21 protein-coding genes are annotated in these 26,027 nt (G+C 69.0%); 12 read left to right on the top strand and 9 right to left on the bottom strand.

All coding sequences use genetic code 11. The features are described from left to right. The first annotated feature begins 348 nt into the window (after window positions 1–348). Window positions 349–1,587: a TIGR04552 family protein gene (locus tag H7U20_RS21380; RefSeq protein WP_199761165.1), complete on the top strand. Its 1,239-nt coding sequence runs from the start codon at window positions 349–351 to the stop codon at window positions 1,585–1,587. A gap of 34 nt (window positions 1,588–1,621) precedes the next feature. Here H7U20_RS21380 and H7U20_RS21375 read toward each other — a convergent pair whose 3' ends face one another. Next, a complete protein-coding gene (locus tag H7U20_RS21375; RefSeq protein ID WP_199761164.1) occupies window positions 1,622–2,392 on the bottom strand; it encodes a ParA family protein in 771 nt (256 codons plus the stop codon). A 207-nt stretch (window positions 2,393–2,599) separates the two neighbouring features. On the opposite strand from H7U20_RS21375, the gene H7U20_RS21370 reads away from it, so the two are divergent. The 6 genes from H7U20_RS21370 to H7U20_RS21345 all read left to right on the top strand — a co-directional run bounded on the left by H7U20_RS21370 (window position 2,600) and on the right by H7U20_RS21345 (window position 7,257). Continuing rightward, window positions 2,600–3,727 (top strand): DUF4214 domain-containing protein, encoded by a 1,128-nt coding sequence (locus tag H7U20_RS21370; protein WP_199761163.1) that lies wholly within the window; start codon window positions 2,600–2,602, stop codon window positions 3,725–3,727. Window positions 3,728–3,827: 100 nt separating this feature from the next. After that, window positions 3,828–4,610, top strand: a complete 783-nt coding sequence (locus H7U20_RS21365; RefSeq protein ID WP_199761162.1) for a substrate-binding periplasmic protein — start codon at window positions 3,828–3,830, stop codon at window positions 4,608–4,610. 43 nt (window positions 4,611–4,653) lie between these two features. Further along, the gene (locus H7U20_RS21360) at window positions 4,654–5,787 is read left to right on the top strand and encodes a porin (protein WP_199761161.1); all 1,134 of its coding nucleotides are present in this window, start codon (window positions 4,654–4,656) and stop codon (window positions 5,785–5,787) included. A gap of 8 nt (window positions 5,788–5,795) precedes the next feature. After that, window positions 5,796–6,329 (top strand): type 2 periplasmic-binding domain-containing protein, encoded by a 534-nt coding sequence (locus H7U20_RS21355; protein WP_233410972.1) that lies wholly within the window; start codon window positions 5,796–5,798, stop codon window positions 6,327–6,329. A 65-nt stretch (window positions 6,330–6,394) separates the two neighbouring features. After that, window positions 6,395–6,865: a GNAT family N-acetyltransferase gene (locus tag H7U20_RS21350; RefSeq protein ID WP_199761160.1), complete on the top strand. Its 471-nt coding sequence runs from the start codon at window positions 6,395–6,397 to the stop codon at window positions 6,863–6,865. Further along, a complete protein-coding gene (locus tag H7U20_RS21345) occupies window positions 6,862–7,257 on the top strand; it encodes a nucleotide pyrophosphohydrolase (protein ID WP_370593214.1) in 396 nt (131 codons plus the stop codon). Before H7U20_RS21350 ends, H7U20_RS21345 begins: the two co-directional genes overlap by 4 nt. On the opposite strand, the gene H7U20_RS21340 is transcribed toward H7U20_RS21345, so the two are convergent. The 5 genes from H7U20_RS21340 to H7U20_RS21320 form a co-directional block, all read right to left on the bottom strand. Further along, a complete protein-coding gene (locus H7U20_RS21340) occupies window positions 7,254–8,135 on the bottom strand; it encodes an alpha/beta hydrolase (RefSeq protein ID WP_233410971.1) in 882 nt (293 codons plus the stop codon). The genes H7U20_RS21345 and H7U20_RS21340 overlap by 4 nt on opposite strands. 131 nt (window positions 8,136–8,266) lie before the next feature. After that, window positions 8,267–10,540 carry a DEAD/DEAH box helicase gene (locus H7U20_RS21335; RefSeq protein WP_199761159.1) on the bottom strand — a complete coding sequence of 758 codons (2,274 nt, stop codon included), beginning with the start codon at window positions 10,538–10,540 and terminating at the stop codon, window positions 8,267–8,269. A 314-nt stretch (window positions 10,541–10,854) separates the two neighbouring features. After that, window positions 10,855–11,211: a hypothetical protein gene (locus H7U20_RS21330; protein ID WP_199761158.1), complete on the bottom strand. Its 357-nt coding sequence runs from the start codon at window positions 11,209–11,211 to the stop codon at window positions 10,855–10,857. A gap of 125 nt (window positions 11,212–11,336) precedes the next feature. Beyond that, window positions 11,337–11,717: a hypothetical protein gene (locus H7U20_RS21325; protein ID WP_199761157.1), complete on the bottom strand. Its 381-nt coding sequence runs from the start codon at window positions 11,715–11,717 to the stop codon at window positions 11,337–11,339. Window positions 11,718–11,837: 120 nt separating this feature from the next. After that, window positions 11,838–12,665, bottom strand: a complete 828-nt coding sequence (locus H7U20_RS21320; RefSeq protein ID WP_199761156.1) for an SDR family oxidoreductase — start codon at window positions 12,663–12,665, stop codon at window positions 11,838–11,840. A gap of 301 nt (window positions 12,666–12,966) precedes the next feature. On the opposite strand from H7U20_RS21320, the gene H7U20_RS21315 reads away from it, so the two are divergent. Continuing rightward, entirely contained in the window at window positions 12,967–14,595 is a 1,629-nt protein-coding gene (locus H7U20_RS21315; RefSeq protein ID WP_199761155.1) for a M28 family peptidase, read from the top strand. 12 nt (window positions 14,596–14,607) lie between these two features. On the opposite strand, the gene H7U20_RS21310 is transcribed toward H7U20_RS21315, so the two are convergent. Then, the gene (locus tag H7U20_RS21310) at window positions 14,608–15,018 is read right to left on the bottom strand and encodes an SRPBCC family protein (RefSeq protein ID WP_199761154.1); all 411 of its coding nucleotides are present in this window, start codon (window positions 15,016–15,018) and stop codon (window positions 14,608–14,610) included. A 107-nt stretch (window positions 15,019–15,125) separates the two neighbouring features. Further along, the gene (locus tag H7U20_RS21305) at window positions 15,126–18,008 is read right to left on the bottom strand and encodes a bifunctional diguanylate cyclase/phosphodiesterase (protein WP_199761153.1); all 2,883 of its coding nucleotides are present in this window, start codon (window positions 18,006–18,008) and stop codon (window positions 15,126–15,128) included. A gap of 171 nt (window positions 18,009–18,179) precedes the next feature. On the opposite strand from H7U20_RS21305, the gene H7U20_RS21300 reads away from it, so the two are divergent. The 3 genes from H7U20_RS21300 to H7U20_RS21290 all read left to right on the top strand — a co-directional run bounded on the left by H7U20_RS21300 (window position 18,180) and on the right by H7U20_RS21290 (window position 22,995). Beyond that, window positions 18,180–21,335 (top strand): DUF6701 domain-containing protein, encoded by a 3,156-nt coding sequence (locus H7U20_RS21300; RefSeq protein WP_199761152.1) that lies wholly within the window; start codon window positions 18,180–18,182, stop codon window positions 21,333–21,335. A gap of 191 nt (window positions 21,336–21,526) precedes the next feature. Beyond that, on the top strand, window positions 21,527–22,228 hold the full coding sequence (locus H7U20_RS21295; protein ID WP_199761151.1) for a dienelactone hydrolase family protein: 702 nt from the start codon (window positions 21,527–21,529) through the stop codon (window positions 22,226–22,228). Window positions 22,229–22,257: 29 nt separating this feature from the next. Next, complete coding sequence (locus tag H7U20_RS21290; RefSeq protein ID WP_199761150.1) at window positions 22,258–22,995, top strand: substrate-binding periplasmic protein; 738 nt, start codon at window positions 22,258–22,260, stop codon at window positions 22,993–22,995. 32 nt (window positions 22,996–23,027) lie between these two features. Here the strand turns inward: H7U20_RS21290 and H7U20_RS21285 are convergent, their stop codons facing one another. After that, window positions 23,028–23,525, bottom strand: coding sequence for a DUF3016 domain-containing protein (locus H7U20_RS21285; protein ID WP_199761149.1), 498 nt, complete (start codon window positions 23,523–23,525; stop codon window positions 23,028–23,030). Window positions 23,526–23,753: 228 nt separating this feature from the next. Between H7U20_RS21285 and H7U20_RS21280 the strand changes: the two genes are divergently transcribed. Beyond that, on the top strand, window positions 23,754–25,730 hold the full coding sequence (locus H7U20_RS21280) for a PhoX family protein (protein ID WP_199761148.1): 1,977 nt from the start codon (window positions 23,754–23,756) through the stop codon (window positions 25,728–25,730). Window positions 25,731–26,027 lie beyond the last annotated feature (297 nt).

Here is a 26,027-nt window from a genome sequence, read left to right as displayed (position 1 = left end):
ACTGCTGGGCCACCGCCTCGATCGACATGCCGGCGCCGCAGGCCTGCTCCCAAAGGCCCGCTCCGCCCAAGGCTGGCGTCGCGTCGCGGCCGCAGCGTTGCCACTGGACCTACTTGACACATTACACAATTTACCACGAGGAATATACGCGCTTTACCACGGGCGCCAGAATTACAACAAATTCCTGATTGCAAGTCTTCCCGGCGGCACCGCATAGTAATTGACGACAATTCGGCTGGCTGCGATACTGAATCGATGCAAGTCGGCGGCGCCGCCACGGGCCGCCATGTTGATTCCCCGAGCCGGGGCCGCGGTGGCGCGCGGCGCGGCTCCCACCGCCGGGCTGACATGACCGCTTTGCACGCCACGCTGAAGAGCCAGCGCCGCTTCTCGCTCAACTGGGACTATCTGAACGCCATCACCAGCGGCGTCTCGGCCATCGACCTGGGCGAGCTGGCCCTGCGCAACCTGCACGACGCCCGCCAGTTCGCCCGCGAGTACGGCTTCGACCTGGAGCAGCCGGCCGCCACCGCGCTGATCCGCCGCGCCCACCAGGAGGCGCTCGAGTTCATCGTCGCCACCTTCCTGGCGCCCGGCCAGCAGGACCTGATCCCGGCCGCCGTGGCCGCCCCGGCCGACCCGTTGCAACTGCTGGTCTACGCCTCGCAGCGCGGCCAGCAGGCCGACGCGCTGCGCATGTGGTCGTGCGCCGTGCTGAAGGTGATGCACGGCATCTTCTACATCGACAACAACCTCAAGCTGCGCCACTTCCACACCATCCGCGAACAGGTCTTCGCCAGCCTCGACGAGGTGATCCGCCAGGACGGCGAGCAGTTCTATTTGTCCGACGGCGAGGTCTGCCTGCCGCTGCTGCACTACGACCGCAAGCGCAACAAGGGCCGCAACAGCATCCTGCTCAAGCTGCTGCAAAAGGCCGCCTATCTGGCCGCCGACATCTACGACCACCTCGGCGTGCGGCTGACCTTCGCCACCCGCTTCGAATGCCTGCTGGCGCTCCGCTCGCTGCAGCGGGCCCACCTGCTGTCGGTCACCAACGTCGACTCCCAACGCACCCGCAACACCCTGCTCGACCTCGCCGCCGCCAAGCAGGTGTTCACCAAATACCGCGCCGTGCTCGAGCACAGCGACGGCTATCCGGCGGCGCTGCTGCAGCAAATGGACCGGGAGATGCTGGCGCTGGCCCGGCCGCAGACGCGCAGCGACAATCCGCACAGCGGCGAGGGCTTCGCCAGCATCCAGGTGACGGTGCGCAAGATGATCCACTTGCAGGGCGAGGCCGGCGCCGCCCACGCGCCGGCCGAGCTGGCCTATCGCGGCGGCGAGCAGGGCGGCGCCGGCCAGGACTACGACATCGGCTTCTTCTTCGAGTACGAGATCCAGCTGATGGACCAGGCCAGCCACCAGCGCAGCCTGAGCGGGCCGGCCAGCCACGAGGCCTACAAGCGGCGCCAGGTCGACACGGCGCGCCTGCGCGTGTTCGGCCGCGCCCTGCTGGCCTGGATCGCCGCCCACGACGGCGCCGCCGAGGGCGCCGGCGCCGGCGCCGGCGATGGCGCCGCCGGCTGAGGCGGCGTCAGGCGCAGTCGGGCCGGCCCAGGCCTCAGGCGGCCTGCAATTCCTGGTACAACCGCTGGAACTCCAGGCTCAGCTTGTGGCGCGGGTCGAGATGGATCATCGGCCGGTTCAGCTCGTGCGACTCGCGGATGCGGATCGAGCTCGACAGCTTGCTGGCCAGCACCGGCAGGCCCTCGGCCAGCAACTCGTCGACCATCCGTTGCGGCAACAGCGCGCGCGGCTGGAACTGGTTGACGATGATGCCCTCGATCTCGAGCGCCGGATTGTGGTCGGCGCGGATCTCGGCGACGTTGTTGACCAGCGTATACAGGGCCTGCCGCGAAAAATCGTCGCAGTCGAAGGGGATCAGGCAGCGGTCGGCGGCGATCAGCGCCGACTGGGTGAAGAAGTTGTAGGCCGGCGGCGTGTCGACGAAGATCTCGTCGAAGTCCTGCGCCAGCTCGTTGAGCGTGTCGCGCAACTTGTAGATCTTGTGGCGCGATTCCAGCTTCGCTTGCAGGTCGCCGATTTCCGGGTTCGACACCATGATCGACAGATTGTCGAACGGGGTCGGATGGACGAACTGGGCGGCCGGCTTGGGGAACATGCTGAAACTGAGCATCTGCTCGAAATACGCCGCCACGGTCGGCGCCAGCTCGTCGGCCGCCGCCCCCAGCAAATAGCGGCTGGCGTTGCACTGCGGATCGATATCGATCAGCAAGGTGCGCTTGCCCTGATGGGCCGCGATGGCCGCCAGATTGACCGCGATCGTCGACTTGCCGACGCCGCCCTTTTGGTTGAAGATCACCCGTTTCATCCGGCCCGCCCATGGAAAAATGATAACAGGAATAATAGCAGAATGCTGCGCTGCAATAGCGGCAATCTGTCGCCGCCGCCGCGCATGGCGCCGCCGCCGTGCCGTGCCGCCACAACAGCCGACGCCGCCGGGCGTGTCGGCAATTTCCATTAGACAATATGTTCCAATTTAAGTAAGATTGTAACAAATTCAAACCAAGGCCCCAACATGAGCAACTTCAGTTTCGACATCGGCAACCACCGCTATGAATTGGTGCGGCAAGACTTGAACTGGAGCGACGCCGCCGCCAACGCGAAGGCGCTGGGGGGCCACCTGGCCAGCATCGGCAGCGAAGAGGAAAACAACGCCGTGTTCCAGGCCGTCGCCGCCCATCTGAAGGGGGCCGCCGTGCCGGTGGCCAACGACGGCGGCGCCAGCCCCTACCTGTGGCTGGGCGCCAGCGACCAGCTCGACGCAACCGATCCGGCTGGCGGCGGCGACTGGCGCTGGCAGGACGGCAGCGCGCTCGACTACAACAACTGGGGCTATGGCGCATGGGGCCAGGAACCGGACAATTTCACCGACGCCGAGCTGGCGCCGGACGGCCAGCACCGCGCCGCGCTGGCGCTGGCCGACTGGCCCAAGGGCGATGGCACGCTGGGTTCGGCCGCCCAATGGAACGACCTGAGCCGGCATGACAAGCTGTGGTCGCTGGTCGAGTACGACACGCCGACCTTCGTCCTCAACGGCGGCGCCGGCAACGACCTGCTCGACGCCAATCCCAAGGGCCACAACCGGATCGACGGCGGCGCCGGCATCGACACCGTGCGCATCCACGCCAACCAGGAAGACTACGCCATCAGCCTCGACGACAAGGGCCTCCACCTGGTCAGCGTCAACGGCAACCTCGACAGCAATATCGAGCTGAGCAATGTCGAACGCGTCGGCTTCGACGACGGCTCGCTGGCCTTCGACATCCAGGGCACCGGCGGCCAAGCCTATCGCCTGTACCAGGCCGCGTTCGACCGCGCGCCCGACCTTGCCGGCCTGGGCCATTGGATGGGGATCATGGACGCCGGCACCGGCCTGACCGAGGTCGCCCGATCCTTCCTCGGCAGCGCCGAGTTCATCGAACACAACGGCAGCGACCTCGACAACGCCACCTTCGTGACCCTGCTCTACGCCAACGTGTTGCACCGCCTGCCCGAAGCGGCCGGCTTCGACCACTGGATGACGCTGCTGGAGCATGGCACCAGCGCGGCGCAGGTGCTGGTCAGTTTCAGCGAAAGTCAGGAGAACCAGGCCCAGGTCATCGGCAGTATCGGCAACGGCTTCGCCTTTATCCCGCACGCCTGACGCCGCGCGCCGCGCAAATACGCAACACATTGCATTCCGGGAAGAAGTCGTACCGAGGCTTGCGCTAGAATAGGCGACAGATTCGTTCGCGAAAGCCGCCATGCGCCGCACCACTGTTCTTGCGATATCGCTCTGCCTGGCCGCGCTGCCGGCCTGCGGGGCGGCGCTGCAAGCCTGCGCCGACCAGGCCGAGACGCCGCCGTTCAGCTACGCCGCGCGCGTCAACGGCCACAAGGGCGGCGCGGTGGTCGGCGCCAGCGTCGACCTGCTGCGCCTGATCGTGGCGCGCCACGGCTGGCAGCTCGAGGTGCAACTGCTGCCCTGGGCGCGCTGCCTGGCCCTGGTGGCCGACCACCGCGTCGCCGTCGCCCTCAACAGCAGCAAGACCGACGCCCAGGCCAGCGGCCTGCGGGTCAGCAAGACCTACTTCACGCTACACCACGTCTACTTCTACTCGCGCCGCGCGCGGCCGCGGGGCCTGACGCTGGCCCACCTGGGCGATGTGCGCCAATACCACCTGTGCGGCCTGGGCGGCTACCGCTTCGAAGCCTTCGGCATCGACACGGCCAGCGTCGACCGCGGCGCCACCGCCGGCTACGAACAGCTGATCGCCAAGCTGCACCTGGGCCGCTGCGACCTGTTCATCGACAGCCGCGAGAACATGGCCGGCCAATACCTGATCAATCCGACGCTGCGCGCCCTGCTGGTCGACGGCACCCTGGTCGGCCAGCCGCTGCCCGACCTGCCGACCCGCGCGCTGTATTTCGCCGTGGCCAGCCAGGACGCGGCGGCCACCCTGCTGCTGACCCAGCTGAACCAGGGCCTCGACGAGCTGGACAAGACCCACGAGATGGATAAACTGTTGAGCCACTACCTTGAATAAGCGCGCCCGCCGCCCCTCCGCCGCCGCCATGCCGGGAGCCGCCATGCCGAGACCACGCCCGCCGACCGTCGGCCGCCGGCGCCCCGCCGCGACGGCGGCGCCGCTGGCCGCGCTGCTGCTGGCGGCGCTGCTGCTGGCGGCGCGGCCGGCGACGGCGGCCGAGCCGGCCCAGGCGCCGCTGGCCATCAACGGCTTCGGCACGGCCGGCCTGGTCCACTCCAGCCAGAGCGGCGGCGACTTCGTCTTCGACAACCTGCAACCCTGGGGCGCCGGCCGCAGCCATCGCTGGAGCAGCGACGTCGACAGCCGGCTCGGCGTCCAGCTGACCGCCAACCTGACGCCGCAACTGTCGGCCGTGCTGCAGATGGTCACCGAGTACCGCTGGGACAATAGCTACCATCCCTTCGTCAACTGGGCCAATGTCAAATACGCCTTCACGCCGGACTTCAGCGTGCGCGTCGGCCGCATCGCGCTGGCCAGCTTCCTCGCCTCCGACTCGCGCAAAGTCGGCTACAGCAACCTCACGGCGCGCCCGCCAAGCGAGGTCTATCGCCTGCTGGCCCTGCGCGACAGCGACGGCGTCGACGCCGTCTACCGCAGCCACCACGGCACCGTCAGCAACAGCGTCACCCTGTTGTACGGCAAACGCACGGTCACCAACACGCGCGGCATCGAAGTCCACTCGACCGGCGTCAAGGGCATCTTCGACACGCTCGAAAGCGGCCCGCTGACGCTGCACGCGGCCTACCAGCAGCGCGACGTCGACAACCAGAACCCGCCGCGCGGCCGCTTCATGTCGCTCGGCGCCAGCTACGACCCCGGTCCCTGGTTCGCCTCGGCCGAATGGGTCAAGGCCATCAACTACGACGGCAAGGGCTTGAAGGTGCTGCGCGCCGCCGGCTACCTCAACGCCGGCGTGCGCCTCGGCGACTTCGCCCCCTACGCCACCGTGGCCGAACTGCGCCCGCTGAGCGACACCGGCGCGGCGCCGGTGGCCCAGCGCAGCTACGCCGTCGGCGTGCGCTGGGACGTGGCGCGCAATCTCGACCTCAAGCTGCAATGGGACCGCCTGAAACTGGGCGACAATTCCTACGGCACGCTGCAAAACGTCGTGCCGGGCACGCCGCGCGGCGGCCACGTCAACCTGATCAGCGTCGTCACCGACTTCATCTTCTGAGCCCGAGCATGCGCGCCCCGCCACCACCGCCCGCCACCGCCGCCGCTGCCGCCGCCGCCGCCGCGCGGCGCCGCATGCCCGCGCGGCGGCCGGCGCGCGCGCAGGCGGCGCCGGGCAAGGTCTTGGCCAAGGCGCTGGCCGGACTGCTGGCCGGACTGCTGACGGCGGCCGCCTGCCACGCCGAGATCGTGGTGATCGTCTCGGCCAGGAACCCCCTCAAGGCGCTCAGCGGCGAGCAGGCCGCCGACCTCTTCCTCGGCAAGGCGGCCGACTTCCCCAACGGCGCCAAGGCCGTGCCGATCGACCAGAGCGAGGGCTCGCCGGTGCGCGACCAGTTCTACCAGAAGACCAGCGGCAAGGCGCCGGCGCAGATGAAGGCGCACTGGGCGCGCATGCTGTTCACCGGCCGTGGCCAGCCGCCCGTCGAATCGGGCGACAACGCCGCCATCCGCCGCCTGGTGGCCGACAACCCGGAGCTGGTCGGCTACATCGACCGCAGCGCCCTCGACAACAGCGTCAAGCCGGTGCTGGCGCTGCATTAACGGCGGTGTTAGCATGGACGGCGCCGCCCGCCGGGCGGCCACCGCCACCCCAACCGCAGCCGCCCATGCCGATCGTTTTTGAAAACCCCGACCAGCCCGACGTGATCGCCCTGATCGCCGAACTCGACGCCTACCAACTGACGCTGTATCCACCCGAATCCGTGTATGCGCTCGACCTGGCCACGCTCAAGCAGCCGCACGTCCTGTTCGCCGTCGCCCGCGACGCCGCCGGCACCGCCGTCGGCTGCGCCGCCATCGTGCTGGGCGCCGAATACGGCGAGATCAAACGCCTGTACCTGCGCCCCGCCAGCCGTGGCCTGGGCTTGGCCGACGCGTTGCTGACGCAGCTGGAGACGGCGGCGCGGCAGCGCGGCTGCCACCAGTTCGCCCTTGAAACGGGGCCGGCGCAACCGGCCGCGCTGGCGCTGTACGCGCGCCACGGCTACCAGCGCTGCGCTCCGTTCGGCGACTACCTCGACGACCCGCTCAGCGTCTTCATGCGCAAGCTGCCGGCCGCCCGGGCCGAGGCGGCGTGAGCGCGCCGCCGCTGGAGCCGGCGGTTGCCGCGGCCGGCCTGCCGGCCGACAGTCTGCTCGAACTGCGCGAGCTGACCCGCCGCTTCGCCCGCGCCCGCGACTGGGAGCAGTTCCACACGCCGAAAAACCTGGCGATGGCCTTGTCGGTCGAGGTGGCCGAGCTGGCCGAACACTTCCAGTGGCTGGCCACCGGCGTCGACGCCGAACTCGACGAGCGCGCCCGCAGCGGCATCCGCCACGAGCTGGCCGACGTGCTGCTCTATCTGGTGCAACTGGCCGACAAGTGCCAGGTCGACCTGCGCCAGGCGGCGTTGGAAAAAATCGCCCTGAACGGCGAAAAATATCCGGCCGACGCGGTGCGCGGCGACGCCCGCAAGTCCGACCGTTACTAAAGCGGCGCCAGGCCCAGCATGCCGCGGATGCGCGCGCCGACGATCAGCCAGGCCGGCGAAGCGGCCGACACCTCGTCGTAATGACTGGCGCCGGGCAGCACGATGAACTCGACGACGTCGCCGGCGATGCTGGCGCGCTTGGCGAAGTCGCCGCCGGCGCGCGGCGGCGAGATGGCGTCAAACTGGCCGTGGATCAGCGCCGTCGGCACGCCGCTCGGCAGCAGCTCGCCGGGCGAGGTGTCGGCGAACACGTCCGGCCGCGCCGCGCTGGGCAGGCCGGTCAGCTGCACCATGTCGCGCTCGCAGCTGGTCTTGATCAGCGCCGCCTCGCGACGCAGGTCGGCCAGGCCGCCCAGGCTAATCAAACCCGTCGCCGGCAAGGGATCGGCCACATACAGCGGACTCGCCTCCGGCAGGCGCGCGCGCGCCGCCGCCCACTGCGCCAGATGGCCGCCGGCCGAATGGCCGACCAACACCAGCCGCGCCAGATCGAGGCCGTGCTGCGGCGCCACGTCGCGCAGCAGGTCCATGGCCTCGGCCACGTCGCGGTAGGTGCCGGGATAGCCGCCGCCGGCCTCGTCGACGCGGCGGTACTCGACGTTCCACACCGCGATGCCCTGCTTGCTCAACGCCTCGGCCATGTTGTGCATCTGCGCGATGCCGCCGAACTCCACCGTCCAGCAACCGCCATGGATCAACACCACCAGCGGGAACGGGCCGGCGCCGGCCGGCATGAACAACTCGACGAACTGCGACGGCGCGTCGCCATACTCGATGTGGCGGTCGGGCCGGCGGCCGCCCAGCGCCAGATAGTCCTGCAAGCTCATTGGCGCCGTCACCTGTGCGGCGGCGGGAAATTGGTCGGGATGCTGCGGCATGCGCGTCCTTTCGGATTGGGGTGGGCAGCCTCGCATGCTACACGCAAGCGCCGCCCCGCACGCGCGCGGCGCAAAAAAAAGGGAGCCGAAGCTCCCTTTCTAGTTGGTCGATCTAGTCGCGATTATCGCGATTAGTACGACTTCGGTCCCTTGGACTTGAACTTGTCGCTCTTGGCGCCCGGTGCGGGCTTCTTCGGCGGGGTCGCTTTGGCCGACTCCGGCGGCATCTTGTCGGCGTGGCTGATGCGCAGCTGCTGGCCACCCACCCACACTTTGCCCAGGTGCTGGAAGACGTCGTCCGGCATACCGGCCGGCAGTTCCAACATGCTGTAGCTGTCGAAGATCTCGATGCGGCCGATGTGCTTGGCCTCCAGACCCGCCTCGTTGGCGATGGCGCCGACGATGTTGCTAGGCGTGGCGGCCTGGTCGCTGCCCACCTCGATGCGGAAGGCGGTCATCGGCAGCAGGGCCTTGCCCGGTTTTTCCTTTTTCTTCTTCGGTGCGGCGTCGAAGTCGGTCGGCTCAACCTGGGCGGCCTTGGCCAGCGGCGAGGCGGCTGGACGCGGCGCGGCCGGCGCGGCGGCCGGACGTGCGGCGGCCGGCGCGGCGAAGCTGCGCTGCGACGGCATTGCCGCCGCCGGCGCCGCGTTCGGCGTTTCGCCGTCGCGGCTGATGCGCAGCAGTTGGCCGGCGACCTTGATCGCGCCCAGATGCTCCATCACGTCGGTCGGCAGGTCGTTCGGCATGTCGAGCACGCTGTAGTCGTCGTAGATCTCGATGCGGCCGATGTTCTTGGAATCGATGCCGCCCTCGTTGGCGATGGCGCCGACGATATTGCCCGGCTTGACGCCGTGCTGGTAGCCCACCTCGATGCGGAAGGTCTGCATGCCGGGATCGGCGGCGCGCACGATGCGCTCTTTTTTCGGGAAGCGCTCGCTGCGGTCCGGACGGTCGCCGCGATCGCCACGGTCGCCACGGTCGCCACGATCATTGCGGTCGAAGCGGTCGCCGCGCTCGGGACGGTCGAAGCTGGCTTGGCGGGCCGGACGCTCTTCCCACGAGGCGGCGCTGGCGGCCTGCTGCTTTTTGTCGAGCAGCAGCGGCACGTCGCCGCGCGCCATCTTGGCCAGCGCGGCGGCGATCTCGATCGCCGGGATGTTCTGCTCGCGCTCGAAGTCCTCGATCAGCGACTGGAACTGCTCCAGTTCGCCCAACGCCAGCGTTTCGCTGATCTGCGATTTGAATTTGGCGATACGGACGTCGTTGACGGCCTGGATCGACGGCAGTTCGAGCATGCCGATCGGCTGGCGGGTCGAACGTTCGATCGCCTTCAGCAGGTTCTTCTCGCGCGGGGTGATGAACAGGATCGCCTCGCCGCTGCGGCCGGCGCGGCCGGTGCGGCCGATGCGGTGGGTGTAGCTTTCCGGATCATGCGGCACGTCGTAGTTGACCACGTGGCTGATGCGCTCGACGTCGAGGCCGCGCGCGGCCACGTCGGTCGCCACCAGGATGTCGATCTTGCCGTCCTTGAGCTGCTGGATGGTGCGTTCGCGCTGCGCCTGCTGGATGTCGCCGTTGATGGCGGCGGCGGAGAAACCGCGCGCCTGCAGCTTGCTGGCCAGTTCCTCGGTGCCCAACTTGGTGCGCGAGAAGATGATCATGCCGTCGAAGTTCTCGGCCTCGAGGATGCGGGTCAGCGCGTCGAGCTTGTGCATGCCCGACACCAGCCAGTAGCGCTGGCGGATGTTCTCGGCGGTGCCGGTCTTGGCGGCCACCGTGATTTCCTTCGGGTTGTGCAGGTAGGTGTTGGCGATGCGGCGGATGGCCGACGGCATGGTGGCCGAGAACAGCGCGGTTTGGCGCGTGTCGGGGGTCTCCTGCAGGATCCGTTCGACGTCGTCGATAAAGCCCATGCGCAGCATCTCGTCGGCCTCGTCGAGCACCAGCGTTTTCAGCTTGGACAGGTCGAGCGAGCCTTTGTCGAGGTGGTCGATGACGCGGCCGGGGGTGCCGACCACGACGTGCACGCCGCGGCGCAGCGCCGACAATTGCGGACCGTAGCTTTGGCCGCCGTAGATCGGCAGCACGTGGAAGCCGGGGATGTGGGCGGCATAGGTCTGGAAGGCCTCGGCCACCTGGATCGCCAGTTCGCGGGTCGGCGCCAGCACCAGCGCCTGCGGCGTGGTTTGCTTGATGTCGATGCGCGACAGGATCGGCAGCGCGAAGGCGGCGGTCTTGCCGGTGCCGGTTTGCGCTTGGCCGAGCACGTCCTGGTTGTCCAGCAACAGGGGAATCGTCGCCGCCTGGATGGGCGATGGCGACTCGTAGCCGACGTCCTTCAAGGCCCGGATGAGGGGCTCGCTGAGGTTAAGGTCGGCAAAAAGGGAAATGGGGGTTTCAGACATGGCGTCACTCACAAGTATGTTCGAATCGCCTAATTGCGAAAGAAATTTGTGCGTAGTTTACTCCCTCCCGGCCAAACAGGCGCAAAGTTCGCCAGAAAACAGCGTTTTCCCGCCCATTTCGCTATCAAAATGGCAGAATTAACAGTCCGACACCGACTTCCGGGACGCGGACAAAACCCAAGGGCGCAACCCGGGGTCGGACCCGCGGGGTCCGACCCCAGCTCTTTGCCGCTGGGGTTTGCCAGCATATCTCCCCGCCAAAACAAACAGGGCCCCTCGCGGGACCCTGTCTACTCACTTCGACGCCGGCGCGATTACTTGGCTGGCGCGGCTGCCGGTGCGGCTTTGGCTTCGGCGCTGGCGGCTTCGGCGTGGGCCTTGGCCTTGGCTTTCTTGGCCTTTTTGTGCGCCTTCACCTTGGCGACCTTCTCGTCGGCCTTGGCGCCGGCCACGTCTTCCTTGGCACCGGCGACGGCTTTGGCTTCCTTCGCCTCGGCGTTCACCACGGCCTTGGTTTCCTTGGCGTCGGCCTTGGCCACAGCCTTGGTTTCCTTGGCCTGGGCCTTGACCACGGCCGGGCTGCTGGATGCAGGGGCGCTGGCGGCCGGCGCTTGAGCGAAAGCGGCGGTGGCGAACAGGGAGGCGATCAGGGTAGCGATAATTTTGGTCATGATAAAAATCCTTTAAACAGTTTTAGGGGGTGGCCGGGACGATTCCCGGCTGTGCTGCATGTGCTGCATGTGCTGCATGTGCTGCGAAGATGTTGATGCTGATGCGGTGTGGCTGGGGTGGCTGATTACTTGACCGCTGCAGTGGCTTCGGCGCTGGCCGGAGCGACTTCCTTGGCGGCGTCCGTATGCGCCTTGCCGGCCTTGTCTGCCTTGTCCGCCTTGTGGTGGCCCTTGGCCTTGGCGGCGTGGCCGTCGGCCGATGCGCTACCGGCCACTGTCGCTGCGCTGGCGGCGGGCTTGACTTCCTTGGATTCTTTTACTTCGGTTTTTTCTGCTGCTTTGACTTCTTTTACTTCGGTTTTCTTAGCAGCCTTGTGTTCCTTGACGTCGGCCTTGACGGCGACCGGGGCGCTGGCCGCCGCAGCGGTGGCGCTGGCGGCGGGGGCTTGTGCGAATGCTGCGGTAGCGAACAGGCCGGCGATCAGGGAAGCGATGATTTTGCTCATGGTGGTAATCCTTGTCTGTTGTTTAGTGGCCGGGACAATTCCCGTGTCATGAGCAAAAAACGCGGCCCACCGGGACCGCGTTGACGAGGATTACATCCGCTTACCGAGTCTTACATCCGCTTACAACTGGCCTTTAACCGGCTCCTTGGGTTTGACGTCGTCCTTCAACGCGGCCAGCGCCATGTTCTCCACCAGGCCGGGAGCGATCAGCTTGAGCCAGCGGCCCAGCTTGCCCTTGACCGACATCACCACCTCGCGCCGGCGCGCCTGCATGGCGGCGACGATCAGGCCGGCGCAGCGCTCCACCGACATGGCCTGGTCCTCCTTCAGGCTGCTGCTACCCAACGCGCCGCCGGCGGCGTTGAAACCCCGGTGGCGGATCTGCGTCGCCACCACGCCGGGATAGGCGATGGTGACGCTGACGCCGGCCGGCTTGAGTTCGGCGCGCAGGCCCTCGAAGAAACCGGCCATGGCGAACTTGCTGGCGTTGTAGGCGGTGCGGCCGGGCACGCCGATCAGGCCGGCCAGCGAAGAGACGGCGACGATGCTGCCGCGCGACTGCTGCAAATACGGCAGCGCGGCGTGGGTGCACCAGACGCTGCCCCACAGGTTGATGCGCATCAGTTCCTCGTACCAGCCCAGGTCCTGCACCTGCTCGAACAGGGCGTGGGCCGAGCGGCCGGCGTTGTTGACCAGCGCGTCGATGCGGCCGAAGCGCGCCACCGTGGCGGCGACCAGCGCCACGCACTGCGCCTGCACCGACACATCGGTCGGCACCACCAGCGTCTGCGCGCCGGCGGCGGCGCAATCGGCGGCGACCCGCTGCAACAGCTCGTGATTGCGCGCCGCCAGCACCAGCGCCACGCCGCCGCCGTGGCCGCGCGCCAGCTGGCGCGCCATTTCGGCGCCGATGCCGTCCGAACTACCCGTGATGATGATGACGCGCATGCTCTCCCCCGCTTCGAACGATGATCGTTCGATGCTACCCGAATCGACTGCGGCGGTGCGAACAATCGGCGCCCCCCGCGCGCCGCCGAACCCAAGGGCAGAAACTGGGGTCGGACCCGCCGCGCCAAGGCGGGGAGTCCGCCCCCCGCTCCACGCCTTTGGGTGGTTTGATCGCCGCTGGCGGCGTCTCGAATGCAGTAATATAGGCGCGCCACTCCGGTCGCAGCACCGGGGCGGCGTCCCGACCACCACGTCGCGGCCTTGCCGGCCGCCGTTCGCCACCCACTTTTTCGGAGTCCCCATGCGCCCTTCCCTGTTCGCCGTCGCCGTCGGCCTGACCCTGTCCAGCAGCGCCACCCTGGCCCAGCAAGCGCCCGCGCTGAGCGAGACACCGCTGCGCGCCCACCTGTCGCTGCTGGCCGACGACCTGTTCGAGGGGCGCGGCACCGGCCAGCGCGGCGGCGACCTGGCGGTGCGCTATCTGGAGACCCAGGCCGCGGTCATCGGCCTCAAGCCGCTGCTCGCCGGCGGCTACCGCCAGGCGGTGCGCATCGAAGGCAGCAAGCTGCTGAGCGGCAGCGCGGTCACCTTCCAGGCCGGCCGCCAGAGCATCACGCCGCTGCCCGGCAAGGAGATCGTCTTCGGCACCGCCGGCGGCAAGAGCGACGTGCGGCTCGACGCGCCGCTGGTCTTCGTCGGCTACGGCGTGCGCGCCGAGGAGGAGCGCTGGGACGACTACAAGGGCGTCGACCTGAAGGGTAAGATCCTGGTCATGATGGTCAACGACCCGCAGCCCACCGAGGCCGAGCCGAACCGCTTCGCCGGCAAGGCCTACACCTACTACGGCCGCTGGCTGTACAAGTTCGAGGAGGCGGTGCGCCAGGGCGCCGCCGGCGTGCTGCTGATCCACACCACGGCCTCGGCCAGCTATCCGTGGAGCGTGCCGGCCAACGGCTTCAGCCACGAGCGCTTCCACCTGGCCGGCGCCGGCAACCCGCTCGAAGGCTGGCTGCAGGAGGATGCCGCGCGCGCCCTGTTCGCCGCCGCCGGCCACGACCTCGACGCCATGCGCGCGCGCGCCGAAACGCGCGAGTTCAGCCCGGTCGACCTGAACATCGCCGTGCACGCCGAGGTGCGCAGCACCATCCGCCAGGTCGAGCAGTTCAACGTGCTCGGCGTGGTGCCCGGCAGCGACGCCAAACTGAAGCACGAGGCGGTGGTGTATTCGGCGCACTGGGACCACCTGGGCATGGACGAGGGCACCCGGCGCGACGACGCCAGCGACCACACCTGGAACGGCGCCATCGACAACGCCTCCGGCGCGGCGGCGCTGCTGGCCATGGCCGCCGAGGCGGTCAGGCATCCGGCCAAGCGCAGCCAGATCTTCCTCTGGCCGGCGGCCGAGGAGCAGGGCCTGCTGGGCAGCGCCGCCTACGTGGCGCAGCCGGCCTGGCCGCTGCAGAACACCTTGGCCGACCTGAACCTGGACAGCATGAACTTCGTCGGCAAGACGCGCGACATCGGCGTCGCCGGCGCCGAGCGCAGCAGCCTGTACGCCAGCGCCGGCCTGGTGGCCAAGCAGATGGGACTGACCCTGGCGCCGACCATCGCCGACCTGTCGGGCGCCTACTTCCGCGCCGACCACTTCAACTTCGCCAAGGCCGGCGTGCCGGCCTTCAACGTCGGCTCGGCGGTGTTCTCCGGCGACGGCCACTTCAGCTTCGTCAAGGATGCCGACCGGTCGAGCGCGCGCCTGGTCGCCTTCAAGAACGACTACCACCAGGTCAGCGACGAGTACCACGCCGACTGGGACCTGTCGGGCATGCTGCAGCAGGCCCAGTTCACCCTCAACCTGGGCTACGCGCTGGCCAACGGCGCCGGCCGGCCGAGCTGGAAGGCGGGCGACGCCTTCGGCAAGGTCAAGCGCTGAGGCGCCGCGGCCTCAGGCGCCGAGCGCGCGCTTGAGGTCGTCCAGGCCGCCCTGGTAGATCTGCCGCAGCGTCGCGACGATGCGCTCCTCGTCCTCGGCGGCGGCGTAGAAGGTGCTCGACCATTCGACCGCGCAGGCGCTCTCGCCCTCGCCCACCCGCAGGGCGGCGTGGTAATTGGTCACCGGCAGCGGCGCGGCGACGATCGAGTAGCTGTAGCGCCGCTCCGCCTCGGAGAAGGTCTCCAGCCGCTCGACGATGACGGCGCCGTCGGCCGTCTCCAGCCGGCGCACGCGGCCGCCCTCGTGCAGCGTGCTGTTGCTGATCGAGCGGCACCAGTCGGGCATGCTGTTGAAGCCGCCGACCATCTGCCAGACGCGCTCGGCCGAGGCGGCCAGTTGGATTGAAACCGATATCTTCGACATACTCTTCCCCCTCACTTCACTTCACTTCACTTCGCGTCGCTAAGCCGCGCCGCGCCGGCCGGGCCGGGCACCGGGCGCGGCCAGCGCGGCGCCAACCTTAGCACGATTCAGCCGCCGCTGTCGGCGCCCTGCTCCGCGCGGCCGGCGCGCGCCTCGTCGGCCAGCAGCAGCTGCTCGAAGGCGGCGGCGTCGACCGGCCGGCCGAAGTGGTAGCCCTGCATCTGGCGGCAGCCGTGGCGGCGCAAAAAGTCGACCTGGTCCTGCGTCTCGACGCCCTCCGAGATCACCTCCAGCTTCAAATTGGCCGCCAGCGAGATGATGGTGGCGACGATGGCGGCATCGTCCGGGTCGACCGCCAGGTCGCGCACGAAGGTCTGGTCGATCTTCAGCACGTCGACCTCGAAGCGCTTCAGGTGCGCCAGGCTGGAATAGCCGGTGCCGAAATCGTCGATGGCCAGCAGCACGCCGAGACGCTTCAACTGCCGCATCATGCCGATGGCGTGTTCGACGTCCTGCATCAGGAAGCTCTCGGTCAGCTCCAGCTCCAGGCAGCGCGGCGCCAGCCCGGTTTCGGCCAGCAGCTCGGCCACCATCTGCACGAAGCCCGGCGCGGCCAGCTGGCGCGCCGACACGTTGACGGCGATGCGCAGCCCGGGACGGCCGCCGCGCTGCCATTCGAGCAGTTGCAGACAGGCGCTGCGCAGCACCCAGGCGCCGATCGGCAGGATCAGGCCGGTCTCCTCGGCCAGGCCGATGAAGCGGCTCGGCGCCACCATGCCCAGCTCCGGGTGCTGCCAGCGGATCAAGGCCTCCATGCCGAAGATGCGGCCGCCGACCACGTCGATCTGCGGCTGGTAGTGCAGCACGAACTCGCGCCGCTCCAGCGCGCTGCGCAGCGCGCCCTCGATGCGCAGGCGCTCGCCGAGCTGCTCGTTCATGGCGGCGGTGAAGAACTGGTAGTTGTCGCGGCCCAGCTCCTTGGCGCGGTGCATGGCGATGTCGGCCCGCTCGACCAGCTGCTCGGCCTCGGCGCCGTCGCCCGGATACACCGCCACGCCGGCGCTGCAGGTCAGGAACAGCTCCTGGCCGTCGACCACCAGCGGCTCGGCCAGCAGCGCCAGCAGGCGCTGCACCTCGTCGCCGCGCGGACAGCTGGCGCCCTGCTCGGGCAACAGCAACAGCACGAACTCGTCGCCGCCGATGCGCGCCACGGTGTCGACCGGACGCACGCCGGCCAGCAGCCGCTCGGCCACCGCCTGCAGCAGGCGGTCGCCGCCCTTGTGGCCGAGGCGGCCGTTGACGAACTTGAAGTGGTCGAGGTCGAGCGAGACCACCCACAGCGTCTCGTCCTTGCGCGCCGCCAGGTGCAGGCTCTGGCGCAGGCGGTCCTTCATCAGCGCGCGGTTGGGCAGGCCGGACAGGGCGTCGTGGGTGGCCTGGTGGTGCAACTCGCTCTCGTAGGCCTTGACGGCGGTGATGTCGTGCTGGATCGAGACGTAGTGGTGGATGGCGCCGTCGGCCTCGCGCACCGGCGAGATGTAGATGTCGTTCCAGAACATCGCGCCGTCCTTGCGGTAGTTGCGCACCACGGCGTGGCCGTCGCGCTGCTCGCGGATGGCGGCGCGGATCTCGGCGGCGCCCTGCTGCTCCAGGTCGTGGCCGTGCAGCAGGCGCGGACTCTTGCCCAGCACCTCGGCGGCGCGGTAGCCGGTGATGCGCTCGAAGGCCGGGTTGACGTAGACGATGGGGTTGTGCGGCGCCGCCGCCGTGATGACGACGGCGTTGGTGCTCGATTCGATGGCCCGCTCGCGCAGGCGCAGTGCCTGGTTGAGCTGCTTGAGCTGGGCGGTGCGCAGCTCGACGCGGCGCTGGATGTGGCGGTTGCGCCAGACCAGCGCCTGCACCAGCGCGGCGGCCAGCAGGCTGAGCACCAGGCCCAGCGCCAGCGTGGCCAGCGAGGCCAGGTGGTCGGCGGCGGCCCAGCCCGGGCTGGACCAGCTGAGCAGCAACCAGGGCTGGCCGGCCAGGTCGAGCCGCCGCACGGCGCGCGCCGGCGCCGCCGGATACAGCCAGCGCAGCAGCGCCGCTGGCGCCGGCTCGGCCTCGGCCAGCTCCTCGAACACCAGGCCGGCCGGCTCCTCGCGGTCGGCGGCGTAGACGCGCTGGTTGACGCCGGCCGCGCCGAGCAGGCCGGCGGCGGCGTAGATCTTGCGCACCAGGTCGTTGGGGCGGATGACGATGTTGGTCTCGCCCTCGAGCGCGCTGCGCCGCGCCGCCACGTCGGCCAGCACGGCGCCGTAGCGGTACACCGGCATCGAGACGATCACCCCGGTGCGCGGCGCCGGCCCCTGCGCCAGCGCGATCAGCGCGCCGGCCAGCGGCAGGCCGGTGTCGTAGGCGCGCTCGCGCGCGACGTTGCCGGCCTGCGGATAGGCGGTGTCGAGGCCGAAGGCGGCCTCGTTTCCGGCCAGCGGCTCGATGTAGTCGATCACCCAGTAGCTGCTGCGCTGGCCGGCCGGCACGGCGCGGCCGTCGCGCATCTCGGTCATCGCCCGGCCCGGCAGGCGGCCGGCCAGCTCGGCCTCGAAGGCCGGCCGCTGCGCCTGCGGCAGGAAGCGCGTGTAGCTGATGCCGTAGGTGTAGGGGGAACGGTCGAGGATCGGTTGGACGAACAGGCGGAACTGCTGGCGCGTCACCTGCGGCGTGCTGGCGAACAGCTGGTTGACGGCGCGCAGGCCGGCGATGGCGTTGCTGACGCCCTCCCGCAGGGCCTGCAGGCGGGCGTGGGCGCGCTGCTCGAAGGCCAGCGCCAGTTTGTCCTGCTCGAGTTGGCGCACGCCGTAGAACAGGGCGGCGGTGGCGCCCAGGCCGCACAGCAGCGCCAGCGCCACCGGCGCCAACAACACCGCGCGGCTGCGCGCCGGCGGCGCGGCGGCCGGCGCGGCGGCGAGGCCGGGCGGGAAGGCGGGGGGTGGGGTCGGGTCGGCCATGGTCGAAGCGCGGGCAAAGCAAAAGATTAGCACGGAACGGCGCCGCCGCCGGGGCCGCCGGCGCCCGGCCGGCCCGGGCGGCGGCGTTTTCCCCGGCGGCGTGTTGGAAATGCCACACGGCAAGGAAAATGAATGGGCCTATAATTCAGCCAAGCATTTCTAGGTGACTCCATGACAATTTCCTTCTCGCGCCGGGCGGCGCTGACACTGCGCCAGGCGCTGCTGCTGGCCCTGGCCTTGCTGGTCGGGCCGGCGCGCGCCGGCGGGTCGCAGGCGCCGAGCGACATCGTCTTCAACGGCGCCGCTGTCGCCGGCTGCAGCTATACGGCGGCCAGCCAGACCTACAGCTGCGCCGCGCTGAACAACTACGACTATTTCACCATCCCCAGCGGCTACACTGTCAGCCTGGCCAGCTCGATGACCTTCGACTACAACCAGCGCCTGACGATGCGCGGCAATGCGCGGCTGCAGACCAGCGGCAGCCTGGACATCGGCGACATCAATCCCAGCAACCTGAGCATCGCCGGCGGCAGCCTGGCCGCCGGCGCCAACTTCAAGATCGGCTCGCAGGCGCAGACCATCGTCGCCGACATCACGGCCGCCAGCATGACCATCGGCAGCGGCTCGGCCACCAAGATCACCGGCTCGCTGACGGCCAGCGGCGCGGTCAACCTGGCCTCCCACGTGACCATCATCGGGCCGATCTCCGGCGCCGTGGTCGACACCACCTCGCCGGTCGACCTGACCGGCAACATAACCGCCAGCGTCTCGTTCGCGCTGGCCTCGGGCAGCGACCTGGTCGGCAACATCACCGCGCCCACGGTGACCATCAAGGCCTCCTCGACCACGGTGAAGGGCAACATCGCCGCCGCCACCAAGCTTACCGTCGAGTCCGGCAACACGGTCACCGGCGCCGTCAGCGGCGGCGACCTGAAGATCAACGCCGCCAACAGCGTCATCAACGGCAACGTGACGATGACCGGCGACGTCGACATCGGCTCGAGCGGCACCATCAACGGCGACCTGGTGGCGCGCAACGTGGTCACGCAAAGCTCGGACGCCTACATCAGCGGCAACGCCTCGGTCAACGCCATCACGCTGAACTGGCACGGCCGCGTCAACAAGGTGATCAGTTGCACCGGCGCCGGCGCCGCCGGCTGCAGCTGTGTCACCAACAACAGCGGCTATCCGACCAACGGCAGCGCGCCCGGCCCGGTGTGCGGCCCGCCGCCCGTGTCCGGCCCGCACCATATCCAGATCAGCCACAGCGGCACCGGCCTGACCTGCCAGCCGCAGACGGTGACGCTGACCGCCTGCGCCAACGCCGCCTGCACCGCGCCCCACTACAGCAGCAACACCGACGTCGCGCTCAGCCCGGGCGGCGGCACGGTCACCATCAGCGGCGGCATCAACAGCGCCGCCAGCGTCAGGCAGGGCACGGCCGGCACGGCCACGCTGGCCATCACCACCGCCGGCCTGGGCACCACTTGCCTCAACACCAGCGCCAACTCCGGCAGCTGCGCGATGGTGTTCGCCGACACCGGCCTGAGCCTGAGCGTGCCCGACCACCTGGCCGACACGCCGCAGACGCTGAGCGTCAGCGCGCTGCAAAAGGTCGGCAACAACCCGTCCTGCGTGCCGCTGTTCGCCGGTCTGACGCGCAGCATCAACTTCAGCTGCGGCTACACCGATCCGGTCGCCGCCAATGTCGCGCCGGTGCCGCTACTGCTGGGCGGCACGGCGCTGGCCGCCAACAGCGCCTCGGCCTGCAGCGCCGGCGGGCAGAGCTTGTCACTGGCCTTCAACGCCAACGGCCAGGCCAGCACCACGCTGCAATACGCCGAGGCCGGCCAGCTCAGCATCAACGCCCGCTACGCGCCCAACAGCGGCCCCGACGCCGGCATCGTCGTCACCGGCGCCAGCAGCGTCAAGGTGGCGCCGGAGAAGTTCGTCTTCGCGGTGACGCAGAAGGCGGCGCCCAACACCGTCAACCCGGCCGCCGCCAACGCCGCCGGCGCCGCCTTCATCAAGGCCGGCGAGGCCTTCACGGCGACCCTGTCGGCGGTCAACCACAACGGCAAGGTGACCAGCAACTTCGGCAAGGAGACGGCGGCGGAAAGCTACACCCTCAAGCAGATCCTGGTCGCGCCCGATCCCGTCGCCTACCCCAACGCGCAGAACCCCGTCCTGGGCGGCAACTTCGGCGCCATGAGCAACGGCGTCGCCACGCTCGCCTCGGCCAGCTGGAACGCGGTCGGCATCTTCAGCCTGACGGCCAAGCTGGTCAACGCCAACGGCTACCTGGGCGCCGGCGCCGCCAACTTCAGCACCAGCGGCACGGCCAACATCGGCCGCTTCATCCCCGACCACTTCAACGTCGCCATCGCCGCCCCGGTCAACCGCGTGCCGATGTGCGCCCTGGCCAGCGGCTGCGTCCCCCCCGAGGTGCCCAGCGTCTACTCGCACCAGCCGTTCAGCGCCAGCGTGGCGGCCTACGGCGGCGCGGCCAGCGACGATAGCAACAACCTGATGCTCAACTACCAGGGCGCGCTGGCCAAAAAGGTCGATTTCAGCGGCTGGACGACGGCCGGCTCGCTGCTGCCGGCCGACAAGAACCCGCCCACCACGCCGAGCGGCGCCGGCCGCGTCGACGAGAGCATCGCCGCCGGCGTCGAGCCCGTCGTCGCCGGCGCCGGCGTGTTCGGCGGCGGCCTCGCCAGCACCACGCTGAGCTACAAGTTCTCCTCCATCGCGCCGACCGCGACGGCCAATCTGTCGGCGCCGACCACGCTCTACCTGCGCGCCACCGACAGCGACCTGGCCAGCTCGGCGCGCAACGAGGCCGCGCTCAGCCCGGTCCTGCGCGTGCTCAGCGGCCGCCTGCAGATCAGCCCCAACTACGGTTCGGAGACCTCGCCGATGCCGCTGACGCTGCGCGCCCAGTACTGGAACGGCCACGGCTACGTCTACAACAGCCTGGACAACAACCAGACCGGCTACACCCTGAACACGCTCAGTTTCGGCAACTGCCAGCGCGGCCTGCAACTGGCCGGCGCCGCCGCCGGCACCTGCAACAGCGCCGTGCTGGGCCTGCAGGGCGCGGCGCCGCTGCGCTTCACCAGCGGCGACGCCAGGGTGATGCTGCGCGCGCCCGGCAGCGGCTACAACGGCGCCGTCGACATCGGCATCACCGATCCCAACAACCCGATCCGCGACGGCGACGCCAGCCACCTCAACATCCTGCCTTTCCTGCCCAGCGTGTCCGGCCGCGCCGTGTTCGGCGTCTACCGCAGCGGCCCGGTGCTGTATCTGCGCGAGGTGTACTGAGCGCGCGTTTTCGCGGCGGCGTTATTGGGGCGGCGTTATTGGGGCGGCGTTATTGGGGCGACGTTCTTGGGGCGGCGTTATTGAGGCGGCGTTCTTGGGGCGGCGCCATCCAGGCGCCGCGGACGAGGCGGCGGCGCGGCCTCATCTGCGGTAGCATGACAAATACTTCTTTCCACCCGCGAGGACCGACAATGCCGACCAGCAGCCAATGGCTCACCATCAATTCCCCCGACGGCCCCTTCCAGGCCTACCTGGCGCTGCCGCACGGCGGCCTGGGCGGCCCCGGCATCGTGCTGCTGCAGGAGATCTTCGGCGTCAACGAGCACATCCGCTCGGTGGCCGACCAGTACGCCGCCGACGGTTACGTGGTGCTGGCGCCCGACCTGTTCTGGCGCCAGCAGCCGCGCGTCGAACTGGGCTATGACGAGGCCGGCTGGCAACGCGCCGTCGCCCTGATGAACGCCTGCGACGTGGCGCTGGCCCGCGCCGACATCGCGCTGGCCGCCGCCGCGCTGCGCGCCCGTCCCGGCGTCGGCGCCAGGATCGCCACGCTCGGCTTCTGCTTCGGCGGCCGCCTGTCCTTCCTGGCCGCCTGCGACGGCGTGGTCGACGCGGCGGTGGCCTACTACGGCGGCGGCATCCACAACTGCCTGGACCAGGCCGAGCGCCTGGCCGTGCCGCTGCAACTGCACTTCGGCGCCGAGGACAGCCACATCCCGGCCGCCGCCGTGGCCGGCATCGCCGAGCGCTTCGCCGCCGACGAAAACGTCGAGATCCACCTCTACCCGCAGGCCGAGCACGGCTTCAACTGCAGCCACCGCAGCAGCTACCAGCAACGCGGCGCCGCCCAGGCCCACGGCAACAGCCTGCTGTTCCTGGCCGAGCAGTTGTAGCCGCGCGGCGCACGAAGAAGGTGACGCTGTTGCGCCGACTGCTGCTGTGCATGGCCGTGCTGCTGGCCGCCGACGCCGCCGCCCGGCCGCTGCGGCTGGGCGGCTTCGTCGTCGCGCCCATCGTCACCGGCAGCCCGGGGGCGCCGCTGCAGGGCGCGCTGCGCGAGTATCTGGAACAGGAGGTGGGGCGGCGCGCCGGCGTCGAGCTGGCCTGGACCGAGGCCACCTCGCTGCCGCGCGCGCTGGAAAACCTGAAGAACGGCAGCATCGACGTGTTGCTGGTGTCCGGCGGCACGCTGCGAAACCAAGCCGGCATCCGCGTCTTCGACTGGACTTATTTGCGCTCGCGCCCGCACCTGGCGGTGCTGCGCGGCTCGCCGCTGCGCGCGGTGGACTCGCTGCGGCAGTTGGGCGGCATGGAGATCGGCTGGGTCGGCGGCTCGCCGCTGATGGCCGGGCTGCAGCGACTGCCGATCCACTGGCAGTTCGTCGCCTCGGCCGACTGGCAGCAGATGAACCTGCGCAAGCTGCAGGCCGGCCGCATCCAGGCCGCCTTCTTCGAGAACGAATACTCGCCGCGCCATTTCGCCCGCCGGGAGGGGCTCGACATCGTGCTGGTCAAACTGCCGCTGCCGGCCACCACCTTCACCATGGCCTACACGGCGGCGGCCGATCCGGCCGCCATCGCCCGCTTCGAACGGGCCGCCGCCGCCGCCTTCGCCGGCGAACAGTTCAAGACCTTCCTTGAACGCTACATGAAACGCTGAGACCGGCGCCGGCGGCAACGCCAGGGCGCCGTCTAGCCGTGCTCGGCCGGCGGGAAGTTCTTGCCGAACCACTCGTCGAGCATCTGTTTCTCGTAGCGCAGAGGATCGTCGTTGCCGTAGCGGTTGATGCGGTCCTGGTACATCATGTTGCTCAGCTGCTCGTCGCCGCTGCGCAGCACCTGGCCGTTGGCCTCCAGCGTGTAGCGCAGGTGCAGGCGGGGCCAGTCGGCGCCGCCGTTCATCACGCGGATCTCGTCGCCGCCACGGCGTGGATACATGCGGCCGGCCAGGTCGACGTCGAGCACCTCCAGCTTCAGCGTTTGGCCGGCCGGCAACTGCTTGCCCAGCTTGGCGAAATGCTCGGACAGTTGCTTGAGCACGCGCTCGCGGTCGAGCGGCGAAAACGGCACGTCGCTGAACTGCTCCGGCTGGACATAACTGACGTTGACCTCGGCGCGCGCGCCGGCGCCGGCCAGCAAGGCCCACAGCAGCAGCGGCGCGCTCAACAGGGTTCGTTCGATGGTGCGCATGGCATTCTCCTTCTCGGTGACCGGTCAAATAACAACATTAGCGGTCCAATATAGCGCGTTTCGGCCGGCCCGGCCCGAACGGACGCCCTTTGTTACCAATGTCACGAAGATGTCATATGGGCAAACTATCATCTCGCTCGTCGAGGTGCGCCACCACCTCGCATGAAGCCGCCAGCCGACGCCGGGCGGCACATGCCATGGCCCCAACTAACCCAGGATTACCTTCCCATGAGCGAGTCTCTCGATCTGTCCCGCCGCCGTATGATCAAATTCCTGTCGGGCGCGCCTCTGCTGCCGCTGGCAGGCGCCAGCGGCGCGTCCTTCCTGCTGGCCGGCTGCGGCGGCGATTCCGCCCCGGCCGCCGGCGCCGTCGTGCCGCCACCGACGCCAGTCACGCTGAGCTCGGTGACCTTCTCGCCGATGGGTGCGCCCGGCCTGGCCAACGCCGCCCAGATGGCCACCACCACCGTCGGTTCGGCCCTGTCGGCCACCTTCAGCGACGGCTCCAAGCAAGCCTACACACTGAAATACGAAACCTTCTTCGTCACCGGCGCCCAGGTGCCGGACGGCAAAGGCGGCACCATCCTGTCGGGCGGCTACTACGACATCAACAACAAGCCCATCGTCGACATCACCGAGCCGAGCAAGCGCCAGTTCTTCTCCGACTGCCCGGACGGCACCTCGCTGCTCAAGCTGGACGCGCCGACCGTCGCCGGTGTCAAGGGCAACACCGTGTTCGCCGTGGTGCAGTTCGAATACGCCACCCGCAACGTCAAGGGCGACTCGATGTACGGCATGCTGCCGTCGCCGATCGCCGTGCTGACGCTGGACCAGGACAAGGTCACCGGCGCGCTGACCTTGGTCAAGTACCACAACGTCGACACCAGCCCGGCCAACGGCCTGTGGATCACCTGCGGCGCCAGCCGCTCGCCGTGGAACACCCACCTGTCGAGCGAAGAGTACGAGCCGGACGCCACCGTCATCGAGAAGAACAGCCAGTTCGCCGCCTTCTCCAGCAACCTGTACGGCGACGCCACCAAGGCCAACCCTTACCACTACGGCCACATGCCGGAAATCACCGTCAACCCGGACGGCACCGGCAGCGCCAAGAAGCACTACTGCATGGGCCGCATCTCGCACGAACTGGTCCAGGTCATGCCCGACGAGCGCACCGCGCTGATGGGCGACGACGCCACCAACGGCGGCCTGTTCATGTTCGTCGCCGACAAGGCGCGCGACCTGTCCTCGGGCACCCTGTACGTCGCCAAGTGGGCGCAGAAAACCGCCGACAACGGCGGCTCGGCCGACCTCACCTGGATCAAGCTGGGCAGCGCCACCAGCGCCGAAATCAAGGCCCTGGCCGACAAGCTGAAGGCCGCCGACATCCTGTCGGCCAAGACCGCCGATCCGGCCGACGCCAGCTACACCAAGATCCCGTTCGGCGGCAAGGCGAACTGGGTCAAGATCGTGCCGGGCATGGAAAAGGCCGCCGCCTTCCTGGAAACCCACCGCTACGCCGCCCTCAAAGGTGGCAGCCTGGGCTTCACCAAGATGGAAGGCACCACCGTCAACGCCAAGGACAAGATCGCCTACTCGGCCATGTCCTACATCAACGGCGCCATGAAGGACGGTTCCGGCGGCATTTCGATCAAGGGTCCTAGCGCCGGCATCGTCTACGCGCTGAACCTGAAGGCCGGCCAGAAGGACACCAGCGGCGCCGCCATCGATTCCGAATGGGTGCCGGTCGACATGGCCGCCGTGCCGGCCCTGGTCGGCGAAGACCTGGCCACGCCCGACGCGCTGGGCAACCTGGCCAACGCCGACAAGATCGCCAACCCGGACAACATCAAGTTCTCCGAGAAACTGCGCACCTTGTTCATCGGCGAGGACAGCGGCCTGCACGTCAACAACTTCCTGTGGGCCTACAACGTCGACAGCAAGGCGCTGACCCGTCTGCTGTCGGCCCCCGCCGGCGCCGAATCGACCGGCCTGCACGCGGTCGACGACATCAACGGCTTCGCCTACATCATGAGCAACTTCCAGCACGTCGGCGACTGGGAACTGACCAAGGACGCCTCCGGCAAGGTCACCGGCGGCCTGCACTCGAAAGTGGTCGAGACCCTCGACCCGCTGGTGCGCGCCAACTACCGCGACCGCTTCGGCGCCGCCGTCGGCTACCTGACCGGCCTGCCGACGCTGAAGTAAGCCCTTGTTCACCCGGGCGGCCCCGCGCCGCCCGCGCCCACACCCGCACCGAGCCGCCGCTCGCTGCGGGTTTTTTTCGCTGGGCAACCAGGCGCAGGCGTGTCAAGCAGCCCGCCGCGCCCGGTAATGTTGAGATCGTTTGCCCAAGCCGGGACGATACAGCGCTCTGCCCAGCCGACAACCGGTTCAGTTTCAGTTGTCGTCGCTGAAAGCCTGAGCGACATGGCGACTAAAATTCATGCCGGCGCGGGCGGCGATGCTTCGCAAAGTACGACAGGGATTGCCCGGTTGAGGAAT

Source organism: Rugamonas violacea, from assembly GCF_016461825.1.
Classification (GTDB): domain Bacteria; phylum Pseudomonadota; class Gammaproteobacteria; order Burkholderiales; family Burkholderiaceae_D; genus Rugamonas.
The sequence above is the reverse complement of the archived record's forward strand: the minus strand, read 5'-3'. Positions and strand labels throughout refer to the sequence as shown.